Origin of the sequence: Pseudomonas sp. LAMO17WK12:I1 (assembly GCF_900177315.1) — a bacterium.
GTDB lineage: Bacteria > Pseudomonadota > Gammaproteobacteria > Pseudomonadales > Pseudomonadaceae > Aquipseudomonas > Aquipseudomonas marginalis.
In genome coordinates, this window is the sequence record NZ_FWZV01000003.1 from 314439 (window position 1) to 332499 (window position 18061).

The window sequence follows — 18061 nt, forward strand, 5'->3', positions numbered from 1 at the left end:
TGGAACAGGCGGGCTTTGAAGATCGAGTCGAAGGCCACGGCAATGCTCCTTTACGTGAGTTGATCGGCAATGTGTTGCGGCACAGCGATGGGGATTTCCAACAGCTGCTGGGCGAAGGCCTTGCCCTGGGGGTCGATGCGCAGGCTGGCGATACCGCCGCCGCCCAGGGCGTTTTCCAGCAGGAAATTGAGGCTGTGGCTGCCGGGCAAATACCAGCGTTCAACGCGGCCGTGCACGGGGTCGAGCACATGACCCATCCAGTCGACGAGCACCTCTGGCGTCAGCGCTTCGGCAATCCACGGCAGGTACTCGGGGGCGCGGGCGATGACCCCGATATTGCTGTGGTTGCCCTTGTCGCCGGAGCGTGCCACGGCGAGTTTCACCAACGCCACGCTGGCGTCGGCGCGGCCTTGGGGCTGGGGCGGATCCATCGGCGCGGCAGGCAGGATCGGCGCGTCGGCGATGGGCAGCGTGCAGACGTGGCGTTGGCCCTGGAAGTCGACTACCACCTCACAGGCGGCCTTATCGATCAGGAACGAGAACAAGCGGATCAGCGGGTACACCGTCGGCCGCCCGCCGACAATCCCGGTCAGCCCCGGCGCCATGCCCGTGGCCGCCTGGGCGATCTCGCGGGCGAACAGCACCAGGGCCGGTTTGCTCGGGTGGCGCACCGCCAGCTTGACCACCACCTCGCGGCAGTCGTGGCGCAGGGCGCGGGGGCCATACGTCGCTTCGCTGCCCAGCAGTTCGATATTCACGTCGGTGTAGGGCGCCCAGCCGCGCTGGCTGAACAGTTCCGAGGTCTTGTTGATGATCGCCTGGCTGACCCGCTCGGCCTTGGCCACCGCGTCTATCCCGGCGATCAGGCAACTGGCGGTGCAGCGAAAGCCTTCCGGGTACGTGGCGCTGACCTTGTACTGGTGCGTTGGCGGCAACCCCTTGGCGCCGTGCAGGCGTACGCAGTTTTTGCCTTGCTGCTGCAACTTCACCTGGCTGAAATCGCAGATCACATCGGGCAGCAGATACGCGTGTGGGTCGCCGATTTCATACAGCAGTTGTTCGGCCACGCTCAGTTCGCTGATCAGGCCACCGCTGCCCTCGACTTTATTGACCGTGAACTGGCCATCGGCATTGACTTCGACGATGGGAAAGCCGATGTGCTCGTAGTCGGGCACGTCGCGCCAGTCGGTGAAGTTGCCGCCGGTACACTGTGCGCCGCATTCGATGATATGCCCGGCCAACGCGGCCTGGGCCAGGCGGTCGTAGTCCTGCCACGACCAACCGAATTCATGCACCAGTGCCGCGCTGACCACCGCGCTGTCGACCACCCGGCCGGTGATGACGATGTCCGCGCCCAACTGCAGCGCCTGGGCAATGCCCGGTGCGCCGAGGTAGGCATTGGCCGATACGCACAGGGGCGGCAGAGGCGCGCCGTTGAACATGTCGGTGATGCCGTGCAGGTGCTTGAGCCGGGGTTGCAGGTCATCGCCCAGCAGCACGGCGATTTTCAACGGCACCTGGGCTGTATCGCAGGCAGCTTGCAGGGCGGCGGCGCAGGCCTGGGGGTGGATGCCGCCGGCATTGCTGATCACGCGGATGCCCTGGCGCTGGATCTCGGCCAGCAGCGGTGTGAGCACCTCGACGAAATCCGTGGCGTAGCCGGCCTGGGGATCTTTCATCCGTGCACCGGCGAGGATCGACATCGTGACTTCCGCCAGGTAGTCGAACACCAGGTAGTCCAGCTTGCCGCCGTGCACCAACTGCGCGGCCGCGCTGCAGGTGTCACCCCAGAAGGCGCTGGCGCAGCCGATACGAACCGTCTTGCTCATGAGAAATCCTTCCTCGAATGGCTGGTAACGAGACTACCAAGCAAGCGCTTGGTTTGTAAACTCCGGTCACAAGTTTTGCCCAAGCGCTTGCTTGGGTGACTGGCACGGCCTAAATTGCCGGCCAAGACGTCAGTAGAAGTAGAGGAGAGCAGCATGGATGAGCACAAAGCCCTGCGGGTGATGCGCACCATGGTCGACGGCGGCCAATTGACCGACCCCGACAGTGCCCGGGGCAAGTTGCTGCAAACCGCGGCGCACCTGTTTCGCAACAAGGGCTTTGAACGCACCACCGTGCGCGACCTGGCCAGTGCCGTGGGCATCCAGTCCGGCAGTATCTTTCATCACTTCAAGAGCAAGGACGAGATCCTGCGCGCGGTGATGGAGGAAACCATCCACTACAACACCGCCTTGATGCGTGCCTCGCTCGAGGAGGCGAGCACCGTACGCGAACGTGTGCTGGCGCTGATTCGCTGCGAATTGCAGTCGATCATGGGTGGCAGCGGCGAGGCCATGGCGGTGCTGGTGTATGAATGGCGTTCGCTGTCGACCGACGCCCAGGCCCAGGTGCTGGCGCTGCGCGATGTGTACGAAGACATTTGGCTGCAGGTGTTGGGCGAGGCCAAGGCGGCGGGTTACATCAAGGGCGATGTGTTTATTGCGCGACGCTTCCTCACCGGAGCCTTGTCCTGGACCACCACCTGGTTTCGCGCCGAGGGCAACCTGACCCTGGAGCAATTGGCCGAAGAAGCCTTGTTGATGGTTTTGAAGGCCGATTGAGGCGCAAGCTATTAATTTTCCGGTGGAAAGTTGTCTAGCTGGACAAAAACGCCTAGCTTATCGACATCGATGTATTGAACGGTGTGTGCCTTGATGTTATCGCCATGGCGGTTGGCTGCAGGACTTACTTTATGGGCACTCGGCACCGCAGCGTGGTTGCCGGCTTCGGCTGCGCAACTGGTGCGTATCGGCGCGGCGCATTTTCCGCCCTACACCGTGCGCCCGGAGCAAGGCGCCGACACCGGTCTGTTGCCTCAATTGGTGGAGGCCCTGAACGCCTCGCAAACCGACTACCAGTTTGTGCTGGTACCGACCTCCATCCCTCGGCGTTTTCGTGATTTCGAACAAGGCCGTATCGACATGGCCATCTTCGAAAATCCCGATTGGGGCTGGCAGAAGGTTGCCCACACCAGCATCGACATGGGCCTGGAAGATGCGGAAATCTTCGTCGCCCAGCGTGAGCCCGGTCGAGGCCAGGACTATTTCGCCGACCTTGCCGGAAAACGCCTGGCCGTGTTCAGCGGCTATCACTACGCCTTTGCCAACTTCAACCCCGACCCCAAGTACTTGGCCGAGCACTTCAACGCCACCTTGACCTATTCCCATGACAGCAACCTGCTGATGGTTGCGCGCGGGCGTGCGGACATCGCCTTGGTAACCCGTTCGTACTTGAGTGACTTCATGGTGCGCAATGCGGATATGGCCGGGCAGTTCCTGGTCTCGGAGCGCATCGACCAGGTCTATCACCACTACGCGTTGCTGCGGCCCAAGGCGCCGATCACGGGCGAGGCGTTTTCGGCGTTGCTCAAGCGCTTGCGCGACAGCGGCGAGATGCTGAAGATTTTCGAGCCGTACCGCATCGATGTGATGGCGGTACCCTGAGGTCACACGCGCCGTGCAAACGTATCGCTATGGTTGCCGGACACCTTGCGGCAGTGCACCAGCGCATCGCGAATCATGAAGTTCACCAACGTCGGTGAAACCCCGAGTTCCTTGGCAATGTCCTTTTGCGGCACACCGTGCAGGCGGTACATCTCGAACGCGTAGCGGGTGCGCTGGGGCAACTCCGTCAGGGCGTCGGCGATGTTTTCCAGGGTGTTGAAATTGATGTGGGAGGTTTCCGGTGAAGCGCCGTGAATGACCACATTCAAGCCTTCCTCTTCCGTCCCGGAATATTTGAGTTCCAGGGCCTGCTTGCGGTAGTGATCGATCGCCAGGTTGCGCACGATCTGGAACAGATAACTCAGTTGGGCCTTGAACGATGACGTGATCGTCGGCGCCGATTGCAGGCGGAAGTAGGCGTCCTGCACTACATCTTCGGCACGGGAGCGGCACCCGGTAATACGTGCCGCAATCTTCACCAGAATCAGTCGATTGTCGACAAATGCCTGGAGAAGCGGTGAGTCGCACCTGCCTGTGGATACTTGTTCCGTCATGGAAATCACCTTGTCGCAAAAGAGGTTAGGGGAGGGCGTCCTTGCTGAGGCCTCCTACACATCGGGCAACAAATTATGCTGAATGATAATGATTGTCAAATGAGAAGGCGAACTAATCTTATGCTTTCTTGTTAGGTGTGAACCACGTCTCGCAGGTACCCGGCGACTAATTATTTGCCGGTGCCGTCCGTTCTTCTGGGTGACAGGGCCGTTAGTCAAGCGGCCAAGGATCAGCACCCGCAGGAGGACGACATGGGTTTTTATCGTGCACACAGCGTGTTTCAGTTTGGAGTCGCCGCGGGATGACTACGCCGACTCGACTGCGCCTGTTCTGCCTGCCCTATTCGGGCGCCAGCGCCATGGTTTACGCGCGTTGGCGCCGCACGTTGCCGGAGTGGCTGCAGGTGTGCCCGCTGGAATTGCCTGGGCGGGGCATGCGCATGGACGAGCCCCTGCAGCGCGATATCAAGGCCTTGGCGGCGCAGCTCGCGGAGGAAATCAGTCGCGACTTGAGCGGCCCTTATGCGTTGTTCGGGCATAGCCTCGGCGGCCTGCTGGCCTTTGAATTGGCCCACGCGTTAAACGCACGGAATGTCCCTGCGCCGCTGGCGCTGTTCGCCTCCGGCACGGCCGGCCCGGCCCGCCGCGATGTCAGCGAATACGCCATCGAAAAGACCGACGCGCAACTGATCGCCCGCCTGCGCGAACTGCAAGGCACTGCCGAAGAAGCCCTGGCCAATCCCGAGCTGATGCAGTTGATGCTGCCGATCCTGCGCGCCGACTTCCTGCTGTGCGGCAGCTTCACCTACGGCGAGCGCAAGCCGCTGGACCTGCCGATCCATGTGTTCGGCGGCAAGCAGGACAGCGTGCGCGCCGACCAGTTGCTCGACTGGCAGCTCGATGCCGCCAGCGGTTTTTCCCTGGACATGTTCGACGGCCACCACTTCTTCCTTATCCAGCACGAAAGCGCCGTATTGCGCTGCGTGCGGCGCTATGCCGACGAACACCTGGCCCGCTGGCGCAATGGCGCGGCGCGGCAACTGGCCGCCGGCTGATCGCTCTCCCATTCCCGAATTTCCCGCAAGCCGATTTCAGGCAGGAACCCCATGATGGACGCCTTCGAACTTCCCCGCACCCTGGTCGAGTCCCTTCAACGTCGCGCCGCCCAGGCCCCGGACCAGGTCGCCCTGCGCTTCCTCGCCGAGTCGGCCGAGCACAACGTGGTACTCAGTTACCGTGACCTGGACCAACGCGCCCGCACCATCGCCGCCGCCCTCCAGGCCAATGCGGCACAGGGCGACCGTGCGGTGCTGCTGTTCCCCAGTGGCCCGGACTACGTCGCGGCGTTCTTCGGCTGCCTGTACGCCGGGGTGATCGCGGTGCCGGCCTACCCGCCGGAGTCCACCCGCCGTCATCACCAGGAGCGCTTGCTGTCGATTATCGGTGACGCCGAACCGCGCCTGTTGCTGACCATCGCCAGCCTGGCCGAGGGCCTCGCGCAGATCGAAAACGCGCCGCCGGTGCTGAGTGTCGACACCCTCGACGCGCAGATCGACAGCGCCTGGAGCGCCCCCGACCTGCAACCCGACGACATTGCCTTCCTGCAATACACCTCCGGCTCCACCGCGCTGCCCAAGGGCGTGCAAGTCAGCCACGGCAACCTGGTGGCCAACGAAGTGCTGATCCGACGCGGCTTTGGCATCGACCTGAACCCCGACGACGTGATCGTCAGCTGGCTGCCGCTGTACCACGACATGGGCCTGATCGGCGGCCTGCTGCAACCGATCTTCAGCGGCGTGCCGTGCGTGTTGATGTCGCCGGCCTACTTCCTCGGCCGGCCGTTGCGCTGGCTCGAAGCGATCAGCGAATACCGTGGCACCATCAGCGGCGGACCGGATTTCGCCTACCGCCTGTGCAGCGAGCGGGTCAGTGAGACGGCCCTGGAGCGCCTGGACTTGAGCAACTGGCGCGTGGCCTATTCCGGCTCCGAACCGATCCGCCTCGACACCCTCGAGCGCTTCGCCGAGAAGTTCGCTGCCTGCGGGTTTACCGCGAATAATTTCTTCGCCTCCTACGGCCTGGCCGAAGCCACCCTGTTTGTCGCCGGCGGCCGGCGTGGCCACGGCATCCCGGCACTGCGTGTCGACGAGCAGGCCCTGGCCGCCAACCGCGCCGAGCCGGGGCAGGGCAGTGCGATCATGAGTTGCGGCACCTCCCAGCCGGAACACGCGGTGCTGATCGCCGACCCGCACACACTGAGCGAGCTGGCCGACAACTGCGTCGGCGAACTCTGGGCCAGCGGCCCGAGCATCGCCCACGGCTACTGGCGCAACCCGGAGGCCAGCGCCAAGACCTTCGTGCAGCATGCCGGCCGTACCTGGCTGCGCACCGGTGACCTGGGCTTTATCCGCGAGGGCGAGGTGTACATCACCGGTCGCCTGAAAGACCTGCTGATCGTGCGCGGCCATAACCTCTACCCCCAGGACATCGAACAGACCATCGAGCGCGAAGTGGAAGTGGTGCGCAAGGGCCGGGTCGCGGCGTTTGCGGTGAATGACAACGGCCTGGAAGGCATCGGCATCGCCGCAGAGATCAGCCGCAGCGTGCAGAAGATCCTGCCGCCTGAAGCGCTGATCAAAGCCATCCGCCAAGCCGTGGCCGAGGCCTACCAAGAGGCGCCGTGCGCGGTGGTATTACTCAACCCCGGCGGCTTGCCCAAGACCTCCAGCGGCAAGGTGCAGCGTGCGGCGTGCGCGCTTCGGCAGGCCGACGGCAGCCTCGACTGCTACGCGCAGTTCCCCGATCTGCATGCCCAGGCGAGCACTGTTGCACTGGAATCCGAATTGCAAAGCCGGATCGCCGCTATCTGGCGCGAGCAGTTGCAGGTCGCCACGGTGGCGGCCGACGACCACTTCTTCCTGCTCGGCGGCAACTCCATCACCGCCACCCAGGTGGTGGCGCGCCTGCGGGAAACCCTCGGCCTGGAGCTGAACCTGCGCCTGCTGTTCGAGGCGCCGACGTTGTCCGGGTTCGCCGCCGGCGTGGCGCAACTGCAACAGGACGGCGGCATTGCCCAAGGTGCGATCCGCCCGTTGTCGCGCCAGGACGAACTGCCCCAATCCCTGGCCCAGAACCGCCTGTGGATCACCTGGCAACTGGACCCGCAAAGCAGCGCCTACACCATCCCTGGCGCCTTGCGTTTGCGTGGCGAACTGGATGAAGACGCGCTGCGCTCGAGCTTCCAGTACCTGATCCAGCGCCACGAAGCCCTGCGCACCCGCTTCTATGAGCGCGATGGGCAGGGCTTCCAGCGTGTGGAGGCCAACAGTGATTTCGACCTGCAGGTCATCGATCTCAGCGACTTGCCCGTCGCCGAGCGTGAAGCCCGCACGCAACAGATCCGTGAGGACGAAGCCCGAACCCTGTTCGACCTGGAACAAGGCCCGCTGCTGTGGGTGACCCTGGTGCGCCTGGACGAGGACGATCACCAGTTGCTGGTGACCCTGCATCACATCATCGCCGATGGCTGGTCGTTGAATATCCTCATCGACGAGTTCTCGCGCCTGTACGCCGCCGCAAGCCAGGGCCAGGCCCTGGCGTTGCCGCCACTGGCCTTGCAGTACGCCGACTACGGCAGCTGGCAGCGCCAATGGCTGGCCGACGGTGAAGGCCAGCGCCAACTGGCGTACTGGAAAGCGCAGTTGGGCGACGAGCACCCGACCCTGAGCCTGGCCACCGACCACCCGCGTGCGGCCCGGCAACGCCACAGCGCATCGCGCCATAGTGTGCGCCTGAGTGTCAGCCTCAGCGAGGCGATTCGCCAGACCGCCCAGGCCCACGAGTCAACGCCGTTCATGCTGTTGCTGGCGGCGTTCCAGACCTTGCTCTACCGCTACAGCGGCCAGCGCGATATCCGCATCGGCGTGCCCAACGCCAACCGCCCGCGCCAGGAAACCCAAGGCCTGATCGGCTTCTTTATCAACACCCTGGTGCTGCGTGCCGAGCTGGACGGGCGCCGGCCTTTCAATGAGCTGCTGGCCGCCACCCGCCACACTGCGTTGGGCGCCCAGGCCCATCAGGACCTGCCGTTCGAGCAACTGTTGGAAGCCTTCCCGCAAGCCCGCGAACAGGGCCTGTTCCAGGTCATGTTCAACCACCAGCAGCGCGACCTCAGCGCCTTGCGCCGCCTGCCGGGGATGCTCGCCGATGAGCTGCCCTGGCACAGCCGCGAAGCCAAGTTCGACCTGCAGCTGCACAGCGAAGAAGACCGCAACGGGCGCCTGAGCCTGTCCTTCGACTACGCCGACGAACTGTTCGACAGCGCGACCATCCAGCGCCTGGCCGCGCACTTCATCCACCTGCTGCAGGCCGTGTGCGAACAGCCGCAACAGGCCATCGGTGACCTCCAGCTGATGCCGCAGGACGAACAGCAAGCGTGGAGCCAGGCGCCGTGCGCACCGGCTCAACAATGGTTGCCCGAACTGCTCAATCAACACACCTCGGACAACACCGCGCTGGTCTGGCAGGACGGCAGCCTGACCTTCGCCCAACTGCACACCCAGGCCAACCGCCTGGCCCATTACCTGCGCGACAAAGGCGTCGGCCCGGACGTGTGCGTAGCCATCGCCGCCGAACGTTCGCCGCAGTTGCTGGTGGGCCTGCTGGCGATCATCAAGGCCGGTGGCGCCTATGTGCCGCTGGACCCGGATTACCCCGCCGAGCGCCTGGCCTACATGCTCAAGGACAGCGGCGTGCACCTGCTGTTGACCCAGACCGCATTGCTGGACCGTGTGCCGAGTGCCGAAGGCGTGTGCGTGATTGCCATGGACAGCCTGCACCTCGACAGCTGGCCGACCCAGCCGCCCGGCCTGCACCTCGATGGCGACAACCTCGCCTATGTGATCTACACCTCCGGCTCCACCGGCCAGCCCAAGGGCGTGGGCAATACCCATGCGGCCCTGGCCGAGCGCTTGCAGTGGATGCAGGCCACCTATCAACTCAATGACAGCGACGTGCTGATGCAAAAGGCGCCGATCAGTTTCGACGTGTCGGTGTGGGAATGCTTCTGGCCGCTGATCACCGGCTGCCGCCTGGTGCTGGCCGGTCCTGGCGAGCACCGCGATCCGCACCGCATCGCGCAGTTGGTGCAGGCGTATGGCGTGACCACGCTGCACTTCGTCCCGCCGCTGTTGCAGCTGTTTATCGACGAACCGTTGGTGCCCGAGTGCACCAGCCTGCGTCGCCTGTTCTCCGGTGGCGAAGCCTTGCCTGCCGAGTTGCGCAATCGCGTATTGGCGCAGTTGCCGGCGGTGCAATTGCACAACCGCTATGGCCCGACCGAGACCGCGATCAACGTCACCCACTGGCATTGCACTGCTGACGATGGCGAGCGTTCGCCGATTGGCCGACCACTGGGCAATGTGATCTGCCGCGTGCTGGACGAGCAGCTCAACCCGTTGCCGGCCGGTGTGCCGGGTGAACTGTGCATCGGCGGTATCGGCCTGGCCCGTGGTTACCTTGGGCGTGCCGGCTTGACCGCCGAGCGCTTTGTCGCCGACCCGCTGGGCGAGGCGGGCGCGCGCCTGTATCGCAGCGGTGACCGTGCACGCTGGAGTGCGGATGGCGTGCTCGAATACCTCGGCCGTCTCGACCAGCAGGTCAAGCTGCGCGGTTTCCGGGTGGAACCGGAAGAAATCGAAGCGCGCCTGCTGGCCCTGGACGGTGTCGCCCAGGCCGTGGTGCTGGTGCGCGATGCGCAGTTGATCGGTTACTACACCGCCCATGCCGCCTTGGACGAACAGGACGTCAAAGCCGCCCTGGCCGCCGAGCTGCCGGAGTACATGGTGCCCGCGCAACTGATGCGCCTGGACGCGATGCCCCTGAGCCCCAGCGGCAAGCTCGACCGTCGCGCATTACCGGCGCCGGTGTGGCAAACCCGCGAACACATCGAGCCCGAAACACCCTTGCAGCAGCAGATTGCAGCGATCTGGCGCGAAGTGCTCGGCTTGGCAGCAATCGGCCTGCGCGATGACTTTTTCGCCCTCGGCGGCCACTCGCTGCTGGCCACGCAAATCATCTCCCGCACCCGCCAGGCGTGCGACGTCGAGTTGCCGTTGCGCACCTTGTTCGAGGCCAGCGAGCTGGGGGCGTTTGCCGAGCAAGTCGGCCTGATCCAGGCCAGCGGCCAACGCAACCAGCAAACCGCAATCGCCACCGTCGACCGCAGCCTGCCGGTGCCGTTGTCGTATTCCCAGCAGCGCATGTGGTTCCTCTGGCAGATGGAACCGGACAGCCCGGCCTACAACGTCGGCGGCATGGCACGCCTGCGTGGCGTGCTGGATGTGGGGCGTTTCGAGGCGGCGTTGCAGGCCTTGGTCATGCGCCACGAAACCCTGCGCACCACCTTCCCGAGCGTCGACGGCGTGGCCTATCAAAAGGTGTCGGCGCAGACCGGCCTGCGCATGGACTGGCAGGATATGTCGGCGTTGAACGAAGGCGAGCGCGAGCAGCGTTTGCAGCGACTGGCCGACCACGAGGCGCACACCCCGTTCAACCTGGAAACCGGGCCGCTGCTGCGTGCGTGCCTGGTCAAGGCCGGTGAGCGGGAGCACTACCTGGTGCTGACCCTGCACCATATCGTCACCGAAGGCTGGGCCATGGACATCTTTGCCCGTGAACTCAGCGCGCTGTACGAAGCCTTTATCGATGAGCGCCTGTCGCCGCTGGCACCGTTGCCGGTGCAGTACCTGGACTACAGCGTGTGGCAACGTCAGTGGCTGGAGTCCGGCGAACGCCAACGCCAATTGGACTACTGGACCGCGCAACTGGGCAACGAACACCCACTGCTCGAATTGCCCGGCGACCGCCCACGGCCACCGGTGCAAAGTCACCGGGGCGAGCTGTACCGCTTCGACCTCAGCGACGATCTGGCCGCCCGTGTGCGTGCCTTCAACGCCGAACGTGGCCTGACCCTGTTCATGACCATGACCGCCACCCTGGCCGTGTTGCTCTATCGCTACAGCGGCCAGACCGACCTGCGTATCGGCGCGCCGGTGGCCAACCGCATTCGCCCGGAAAGCGAAGGGCTGATCGGCGCGTTCCTCAACACCCAGGTGCTGCGTTGCCAGCTCACGGGGCAGATGAGTGTCGCCGGGCTGTTCGAGCAGGTCCGTCACACGGTGATCGAAGGCCAGTCCCATCAGGACCTGCCGTTCGACCACCTGGTGGAAGCCCTGCAACCGCCGCGCAGCGCGGCGTACAACCCGTTGTTCCAGGTGATGTGCAACGTGCAGCGCTGGGAATTCCAGCAGAGCCGCCAACTGGCCGGCATGACCGTCGAATACCTGGCCAACGATGCCCGCGCGACCAAGTTCGACCTCAACCTGGAAGTCACCGACCTCGACCACCGCCTGGGTTGCTGCCTGACCTACAGCACCGATTTGTTCGATGAACCGCGCATCGCGCGCATGGCCGAGCATTGGCGCAACCTGCTCGAAGCGTTGATCGCCAACCCGCAACAACGCCTCAGCGAATTGCCATTGCTGAGCGCCACCGAGCAACGCGCGTTGCAGGACAGCCTGGGCGTGGAGGCGGGCGAGCATCGCCTCGACCAGTGCCTCCAGCAACTGTTCAGCCAGCAGGCGCTCAAGCGTGGCGATGCCCCGGCGCTGACCTTTGCCGGTGTGACCCTCACCTACGCTGAACTCGACGCCCGCGCCAACCGCCTGGCCTGGATGCTGCGCGAGCGCGGCGTCGGCCCGCAGGTGCGGGTCGGCCTGGCGCTGCCGCGCTCGCTGGAAATGGTCATCGGCCTGCTGGCGATCCTCAAGGCCGGTGGCGCCTATGTGCCGCTGGACCCGGAATACCCGCTGGACCGCCTGCACTACATGATCGAAGACAGCGGCATCGGCCTGCTGCTCAGCGATGCGGCGATGTTCGACGCCCTCGGCGAATTGCCGGCGAGCGTGGCCTGCTGGTGCCTGGAAGATGACTTGCCGGTGCTGGCCAATTACCCGGCCGGCGAGCTGCCGTTTATCAGTTTGCCGCAACATCAGGCCTACCTGATCTACACCTCCGGCTCCACCGGTAAACCCAAGGGCGTGGTGGTGTCCCACGGTGAAATCGCCATGCATTGCCAGGCCGTGATCGAGCGCTTCGGCATGCGCCCGGACGATTGCGAGCTGCATTTCTATTCGATCAACTTCGACGCCGCCACCGAGCGTCTGCTGGTGCCGCTGCTCAGCGGTGCCCAGGTGGTCCTGCGCGCCCAGGGCCAGTGGGATGCCGAGGAAATCTGCGGGCTGATCCGTACCCATCGCATCAACATCCTCGGTTTTACCCCGAGCTACGGCAGCCAGTTGGCGCAGTGGCTGGCAACCCAGCACCAGACCTTGCCGGTGCGCATGTGCATCACCGGCGGCGAAGCGCTGACCGGCGAACACCTGCAGCGTATCCGTGCGGCGTTCCAGCCCGAGGTGTTTTTCAATGCCTATGGGCCCACCGAAACCGTGGTGATGCCCCTGGCCAGCCTGGCGCCGCAGCAGTTGGAAGAGGGCGCCGCCAGCGTGCCGATCGGTAGCATCATCGGCGACCGCGTGGCTTATATTCTCGACGCCGACCTGGCGTTGGTACCGCAAGGCGCGACCGGCGAGTTGTATGTGGGCGCCGCCGGTCTGGCCCAGGGTTACCACGAACGTCCGGGGATGACGGCCGAACGGTTTGTCGCCGACCCGTTTGCCCGCCAGGGCGGTCGCCTGTATCGCACCGGCGACCTGGTGCGCCAGCGTGCCGATGGCCTGGTGGAATACCTGGGGCGTATCGACCACCAGGTGAAGATTCGCGGTTTCCGGATCGAACTGGGCGAGATCGAAACCCGCCTGCTGGAACACGCAGCTGTGCGCGAAGCGGTGGTGCTGGCGCTGGATTCGCCGAGTGGCAGGCAACTGGTGGCGTACCTGGTCAGCGACGCCGACCACGGCACCTTGCGTGAGGCGCTCAAGGCCCATCTCAAGGCGCAACTGCCGGACTACATGGTACCCGCGCACCTGATCGTACTCGACAGCATGCCGCTGACCGCCAACGGCAAGCTCGACCGCCGCGCCCTGCCGCAACCCGATCCCGAGGCCAATCGGCAACAGTACGTGGCGCCGCGCAACGAGCTGGAAAGCACCTTGGCGGCGATCTGGTGCGCGGTGTTGAACGTGCAGCAGGTCGGCCTCGACGATAACTTCTTTGAACTGGGCGGCGATTCGATCCTGTCGATCCAGGTGGTCAGTCGCGCGCGTCAGGCGGGGATTCACTTCAGCCCCCGCGACCTGTTCCAGCACCAGACCGTGCAAACCCTGGCCGGGGTGGCCACGCGCTCCGAGCAGGTCAGCGCCGAGCAAGGCGTGCTCACCGGCGCTTCGGGCCTTACACCGATCCAGCACTGGTTCTTCGACACCGATATTCCCGCGCGCCAGCACTGGAATCAGGCGTTGGTGCTCAAGCCGCTGCAACTGCTCGAGCCTCATCGACTGGAGCAAGCGTTGCTGGCGGTACTCGAGCACCACGACGCCCTGCGCCTGAGTTTCACCCGGCGCGATGCGCAATGGCATGCCGAACACTTGGCCGTGCCGAAAGGCGGCGTGCTGATGCAGGCGCAAGTGCGCGACATGCAACAGTGCACCGCGCTGTTCACCGACACCCAGCGCAGCCTCGACCTGGAGCACGGCCCGCTGGTGCGCGCCTTGCTGGTGGATGGCCCTCAAGGCCAGCAACGCTTGCTGATCGCGATCCATCACCTGGTGGTGGACGGTGTGTCGTGGCGCGTGTTGCTCGAAGACCTGCAAAACGTTTACCGCCAGCTCAGCGACGGCCAGTCCGTCAGCCTGCCGGCCAAGACCAGCGCCCTGCGCGATTGGGCCGCGCGCTTGCAGGCGTATGCCGGCAGCGAATCCCTGCGTGAAGAGCTGAGCCTGTGGCAGGACCGATTGGCCGGCCCTGACGCGGTATTGCCTGTGGCCCACCCGCACGGTTCGCGGCGCAACCGCGATGCCGACACCGTCAGCGTGCGCCTGGATGCCGAACACACGCGCCAGTTGCTGCAACAGGCGCCGAGCGCCTACCGCACCCAGGTCAACGACCTGCTGCTGACCGCCCTGGCCCGTGTGCTGTGCCGCTGGAGCGGGCACGGGTCGGCGCTGATCCAGCTCGAAGGCCATGGCCGCGAAAGCCTGTTCGACGACATCGACCTGACCCGCAGCGTCGGCTGGTTCACCAGCGCTTATCCACTGCGCCTGACCCCGCAAACCGGGCAGGGCGACTCGATCAAGGCGATCAAGGAACAGCTGCGTGCGGTGCCCCATAAAGGGTTGGGCTATGGCGTGCTGCGTTACCTCGCCGATGACCTGTGCAAACAGAGCATGGCCGCCTTGCCGAGTGCGCAGATCACCTTTAACTACCTTGGCCAGTTCGACCAAAGCTTCGGCGCCGATGCACTGTTCCACCCATTGGACGAATCGGCGGGCCTGGCCCATGACCCGGATGCGCCGCTGCCCAACGAACTGAGTGTGGACAGCCAGGTGTACGGCGGCGAACTGGTGCTGCGCTGGACCTTCAGCCGCGAACGCCACGACCCACAGGCCATCCAGGACCTGGCGCAGGCCTACCTGGCCGAACTGCAAGCGTTGGTCGCCCATTGCCTGGAGGACAACGCCGGCGGCCTCACGCCGTCCGACTTCCCCCTGGCGCACTTGAGCCAGTCGCAACTCGACAGCTTGCCGGTACCGGCCGGCGCCATCGAAGACGTGTACCCGCTGACCCCGATGCAAGAGGGCCTGCTGCTGCACACCCTGCTCGAGCCGGGCACCGGCCTCTACTACATGCAGGACCGCTACCGCATCAACAGCGCTCTGGACCCCGAGCGTTTCGCCCAGGCCTGGCAAGCGGTGATCGCCCGCCACGAAGCCTTGCGCGCCTCGTTCTGCTGGAACGTCGGCGAAGACATGCTGCAAGTGATCCACAAGCCGGGCAGCACGCCGATCGAGTACCTGGATTGGAGTGCCGACCAGGAAAGTGAACAGGAACCGCGCCTGCAAGCGCTGCTCAAGGCCGAGCGCGAAGCCGGTTTCGATCTGCTCAACCAGGCGCCGTTCCACCTGCGCCTGATCCGCGTCGGTGAAGCGCGCTACTGGTTCATGATGAGCAACCACCACATCCTGATCGATGCCTGGTGCCGCTCGCTGTTGATGAATGACTTCTTCGATATCTACATGGCCCTCGGCGAAGGTCGTGAAGCGCAGCTGGCCACGCCGCCGCGCTACCGCGACTACATCGCCTGGCTGCAACGCCAGAACCTGGCCGAAGCACGCCAGTGGTGGCAGCAGAACCTGCAAGGGTTCGAGCGCACCACGCCGATCCCGAGCGACCGGCCGTTCCTGCGCGAACATGCCGGCCACAGTGGCGGCATGGTGGTGGGTGACTGCTACACCCGCCTCGACCCCCGTGACGGTGCGCAACTGCGCGAACTGGCCCAGGCCCATCAACTTACCGTCAACACCTTTGCCCAGGCGGCCTGGGCCTTGGTGCTGCGACGCTTGAGCGGCGAGCGTGACGTACTGTTCGGCGTCACCGTGGCCGGGCGCCCGGTGGAAATGCCCGAGATGCAACGCACCGTCGGCCTGTTTATCAACAGCATTGCGCTGCGGGTGAAGCTGCCCGAGGACGACCAGCGTTGCAGCGTACGCCAGTGGTTGAACGCGTTGCTCGACAGCAATATGCAACTGCGCGAGTACGAATACCTGCCGCTGGTGACGATCCAGGAACACAGCGAACTGCCCAAGGGCCAGCCGCTGTTCGACAGCCTGTTCGTGTTCGAAAACGCCCCGGTGGAAGTCTCGGTGCTGGACCGCGCCCACAGCCTGAATGCCACCTCGGACTCCGGCCGCACCCACACCAATTTCCCGCTGACCGCCGTGTGCTACCCGGGGGATGACCTCGGCCTGCACCTGTCCTACGACCAGCGTTACTTCGACGAAACCACCGTGCAAGGCATGCTCGGCGAGTTCAAGCGCCTGCTGCTGGCGCTGGTGCAGGGCTTCCATGGCGACATGGCCGACCTGCCACTGATGGGCGAACAGGAGCGCGCGTTCCTGTTGGACGGCTGCAACCAGAGCGAACACGCCTACCCGCTGGAACGCAGCTATATCGAGCTGTTCGAAGCCCAGGTGAGCGCGCATCCGCAGCGCATCGCCGCCCGTTGCCTGGACCGGCAATGGACCTATGACGAGCTGAACCGGCGCAGTAACGGCCTGGGTCATGCACTGATTGCGGCGGGCGTCGGCCTGGACCAACCGGTGGCGTTGCTGGCCGAGCGTAACCTCGACCTGCTGGGCATGATCATCGGCAGCTTCAAGGCCGGTGCCGGTTACCTGCCGTTGGACCCGGGCCTGCCGAGCCAGCGCCTGAGTCGCATCATCGACCTGAGTCGCACACCGTTGCTGGTCTGCACCGAAGCGTGCCGCGAGCAGGCCATCGAGCTGCTGGACGGCGTCGACTGCCAGTTGCTGGTGTGGGAGGACGTGCCTGCCCGTGGGGAAAATCCGGGCATCTACAGCGGCCCGGATAACCTTGCCTACGTGATCTACACCTCGGGCTCCACCGGCTTGCCCAAAGGCGTGATGGTCGAACAGCGCGGCATGCTCAATAACCAATTGAGCAAGGTGCCGTATATGGACCTGACGCCAGCGGATGTGATCGCCCAGACCGCCTCGCAAAGCTTCGATATTTCCGTATGGCAATTCCTCGCCGCGCCGCTGTTCGGTGCACGGGTGGATATCGTGCCGAACAGCATCGCCCACGATCCGCAGGGCTTGCTGGCCCATGTGCAGGCACACGGCATCACCGTGTTGGAAAGCGTGCCGTCGCTGATCCAGGGCATGCTGGCCCAGGATCGCATCAGCCTGGACGGTTTGCGCTGGATGCTGCCGACCGGTGAAGCGATGCCGCCGGAGCTGGCGCACCAGTGGTTGTTGCGTTACCCGGAGATCGGCCTGGTCAACGCCTACGGCCCGGCGGAATGTTCGGACGATGTGGCGTTCTTCCGCGTCGACCTGGCGTCCACCCGTGGCACTTACCTGCCGATTGGTACGCCGACGGACAATAACCGTTTGTACGTGGTGGATGGTGCGCTGGAATTGGTGCCCCAAGGGGCGGTCGGTGAGCTGTGCGTGGCCGGCACCGGGGTGGGCCGCGGGTATGTCAGCGATCCGCTGCGCACCGCCCAGGTGTTTGTGCCGAACCCGTTCGGTGCACCGGGCGAGCGCCTGTACCGCACCGGCGACCTGGCACGGCGGCGCAGCGATGGCGTGCTGGAGTACGTCGGGCGTATCGACCATCAGGTGAAGATTCGCGGTTACCGCATCGAGCTGGGTGAAATCGAAGCTCGCCTGCACGAACAACCGCTAGTGCGCGACGCGGCAGTGGGCGTGCAGGAAGGCGTCAACGGCAAGCATCTGGTGGGTTACCTGGTGGCCGCCGATGAGAGGCTGAATCCGGGCGAACGCCTGGACCGCATCAAGCAACGCCTGCGCGCCGAACTGCCGGAGTATATGGTGCCGCTGCACTGGCTATGGCTCGAGCGCCTGCCGCTCAACGCCAACGGCAAACTCGACCGCAAGGCCCTGCCGGAACTGGAGATCGGCCAGTTGCACAGCCAGGACTACCTGGCGCCACGCAACGAACTGGAAAACACCTTGGCCGCGATCTGGGCCGAGGTGCTGAAAGTCGACAGGGTCGGCGTGCAGGACAACTTCTTCGAACTGGGCGGCCACTCGTTGCTGGCCACGCAGATTGCCTCGCGCGTGCAGAAGACCCTGCAGCGGGATGTGCCGCTGCGGGCGATGTTCGAATGCAGTACGGTGGCGGAGTTGGCCGAGTACATCGAGGGGCTGGCGGCCAATGAGATCAGTGCGGAGAAGGTGGATCGGTTGAGTGATTTGATGGCGGAGTTGGAGGGGCTCTGATCTTCGCTGTCTGTCA

6 protein-coding genes are annotated in these 18061 nt (G+C 64.7%); 4 read left to right on the forward strand and 2 right to left on the reverse strand.

From position 1 onward, the window contains the following. Nucleotides 1–50 precede the first annotated feature (50 nt). On the reverse strand, nucleotides 51–1829 hold the full coding sequence (locus B9N88_RS06620) for an acyclic terpene utilization AtuA family protein (protein ID WP_027603892.1): 1779 nt from the start codon (nucleotides 1827–1829) through the stop codon (nucleotides 51–53). A gap of 153 nt (nucleotides 1830–1982) precedes the next feature. Between B9N88_RS06620 and B9N88_RS06625 the strand changes: the two genes are divergently transcribed. Beyond that, nucleotides 1983–2606: a TetR/AcrR family transcriptional regulator gene (locus tag B9N88_RS06625; protein ID WP_027603893.1), complete on the forward strand. Its 624-nt coding sequence runs from the start codon at nucleotides 1983–1985 to the stop codon at nucleotides 2604–2606. 93 nt (nucleotides 2607–2699) lie between these two features. Next, on the forward strand, nucleotides 2700–3488 hold the full coding sequence (locus B9N88_RS06630; RefSeq protein WP_051429302.1) for a substrate-binding periplasmic protein: 789 nt from the start codon (nucleotides 2700–2702) through the stop codon (nucleotides 3486–3488). Between the two features lie 2 nt (nucleotides 3489–3490). On the opposite strand, the gene B9N88_RS06635 is transcribed toward B9N88_RS06630, so the two are convergent. Beyond that, complete coding sequence (locus tag B9N88_RS06635) at nucleotides 3491–4042, reverse strand: RNA polymerase factor sigma-70 (protein ID WP_027603895.1); 552 nt, start codon at nucleotides 4040–4042, stop codon at nucleotides 3491–3493. Between the two features lie 302 nt (nucleotides 4043–4344). Between B9N88_RS06635 and B9N88_RS06640 the strand changes: the two genes are divergently transcribed. Both B9N88_RS06640 and B9N88_RS06645 read left to right on the forward strand, forming a co-directional pair. After that, complete coding sequence (locus B9N88_RS06640; RefSeq protein ID WP_027603896.1) at nucleotides 4345–5097, forward strand: thioesterase II family protein; 753 nt, start codon at nucleotides 4345–4347, stop codon at nucleotides 5095–5097. Between the two features lie 51 nt (nucleotides 5098–5148). Next, nucleotides 5149–18045 carry a non-ribosomal peptide synthetase gene (locus B9N88_RS06645; RefSeq protein ID WP_027603897.1) on the forward strand — a complete coding sequence of 4299 codons (12897 nt, stop codon included), beginning with the start codon at nucleotides 5149–5151 and terminating at the stop codon, nucleotides 18043–18045. Nucleotides 18046–18061 lie beyond the last annotated feature (16 nt).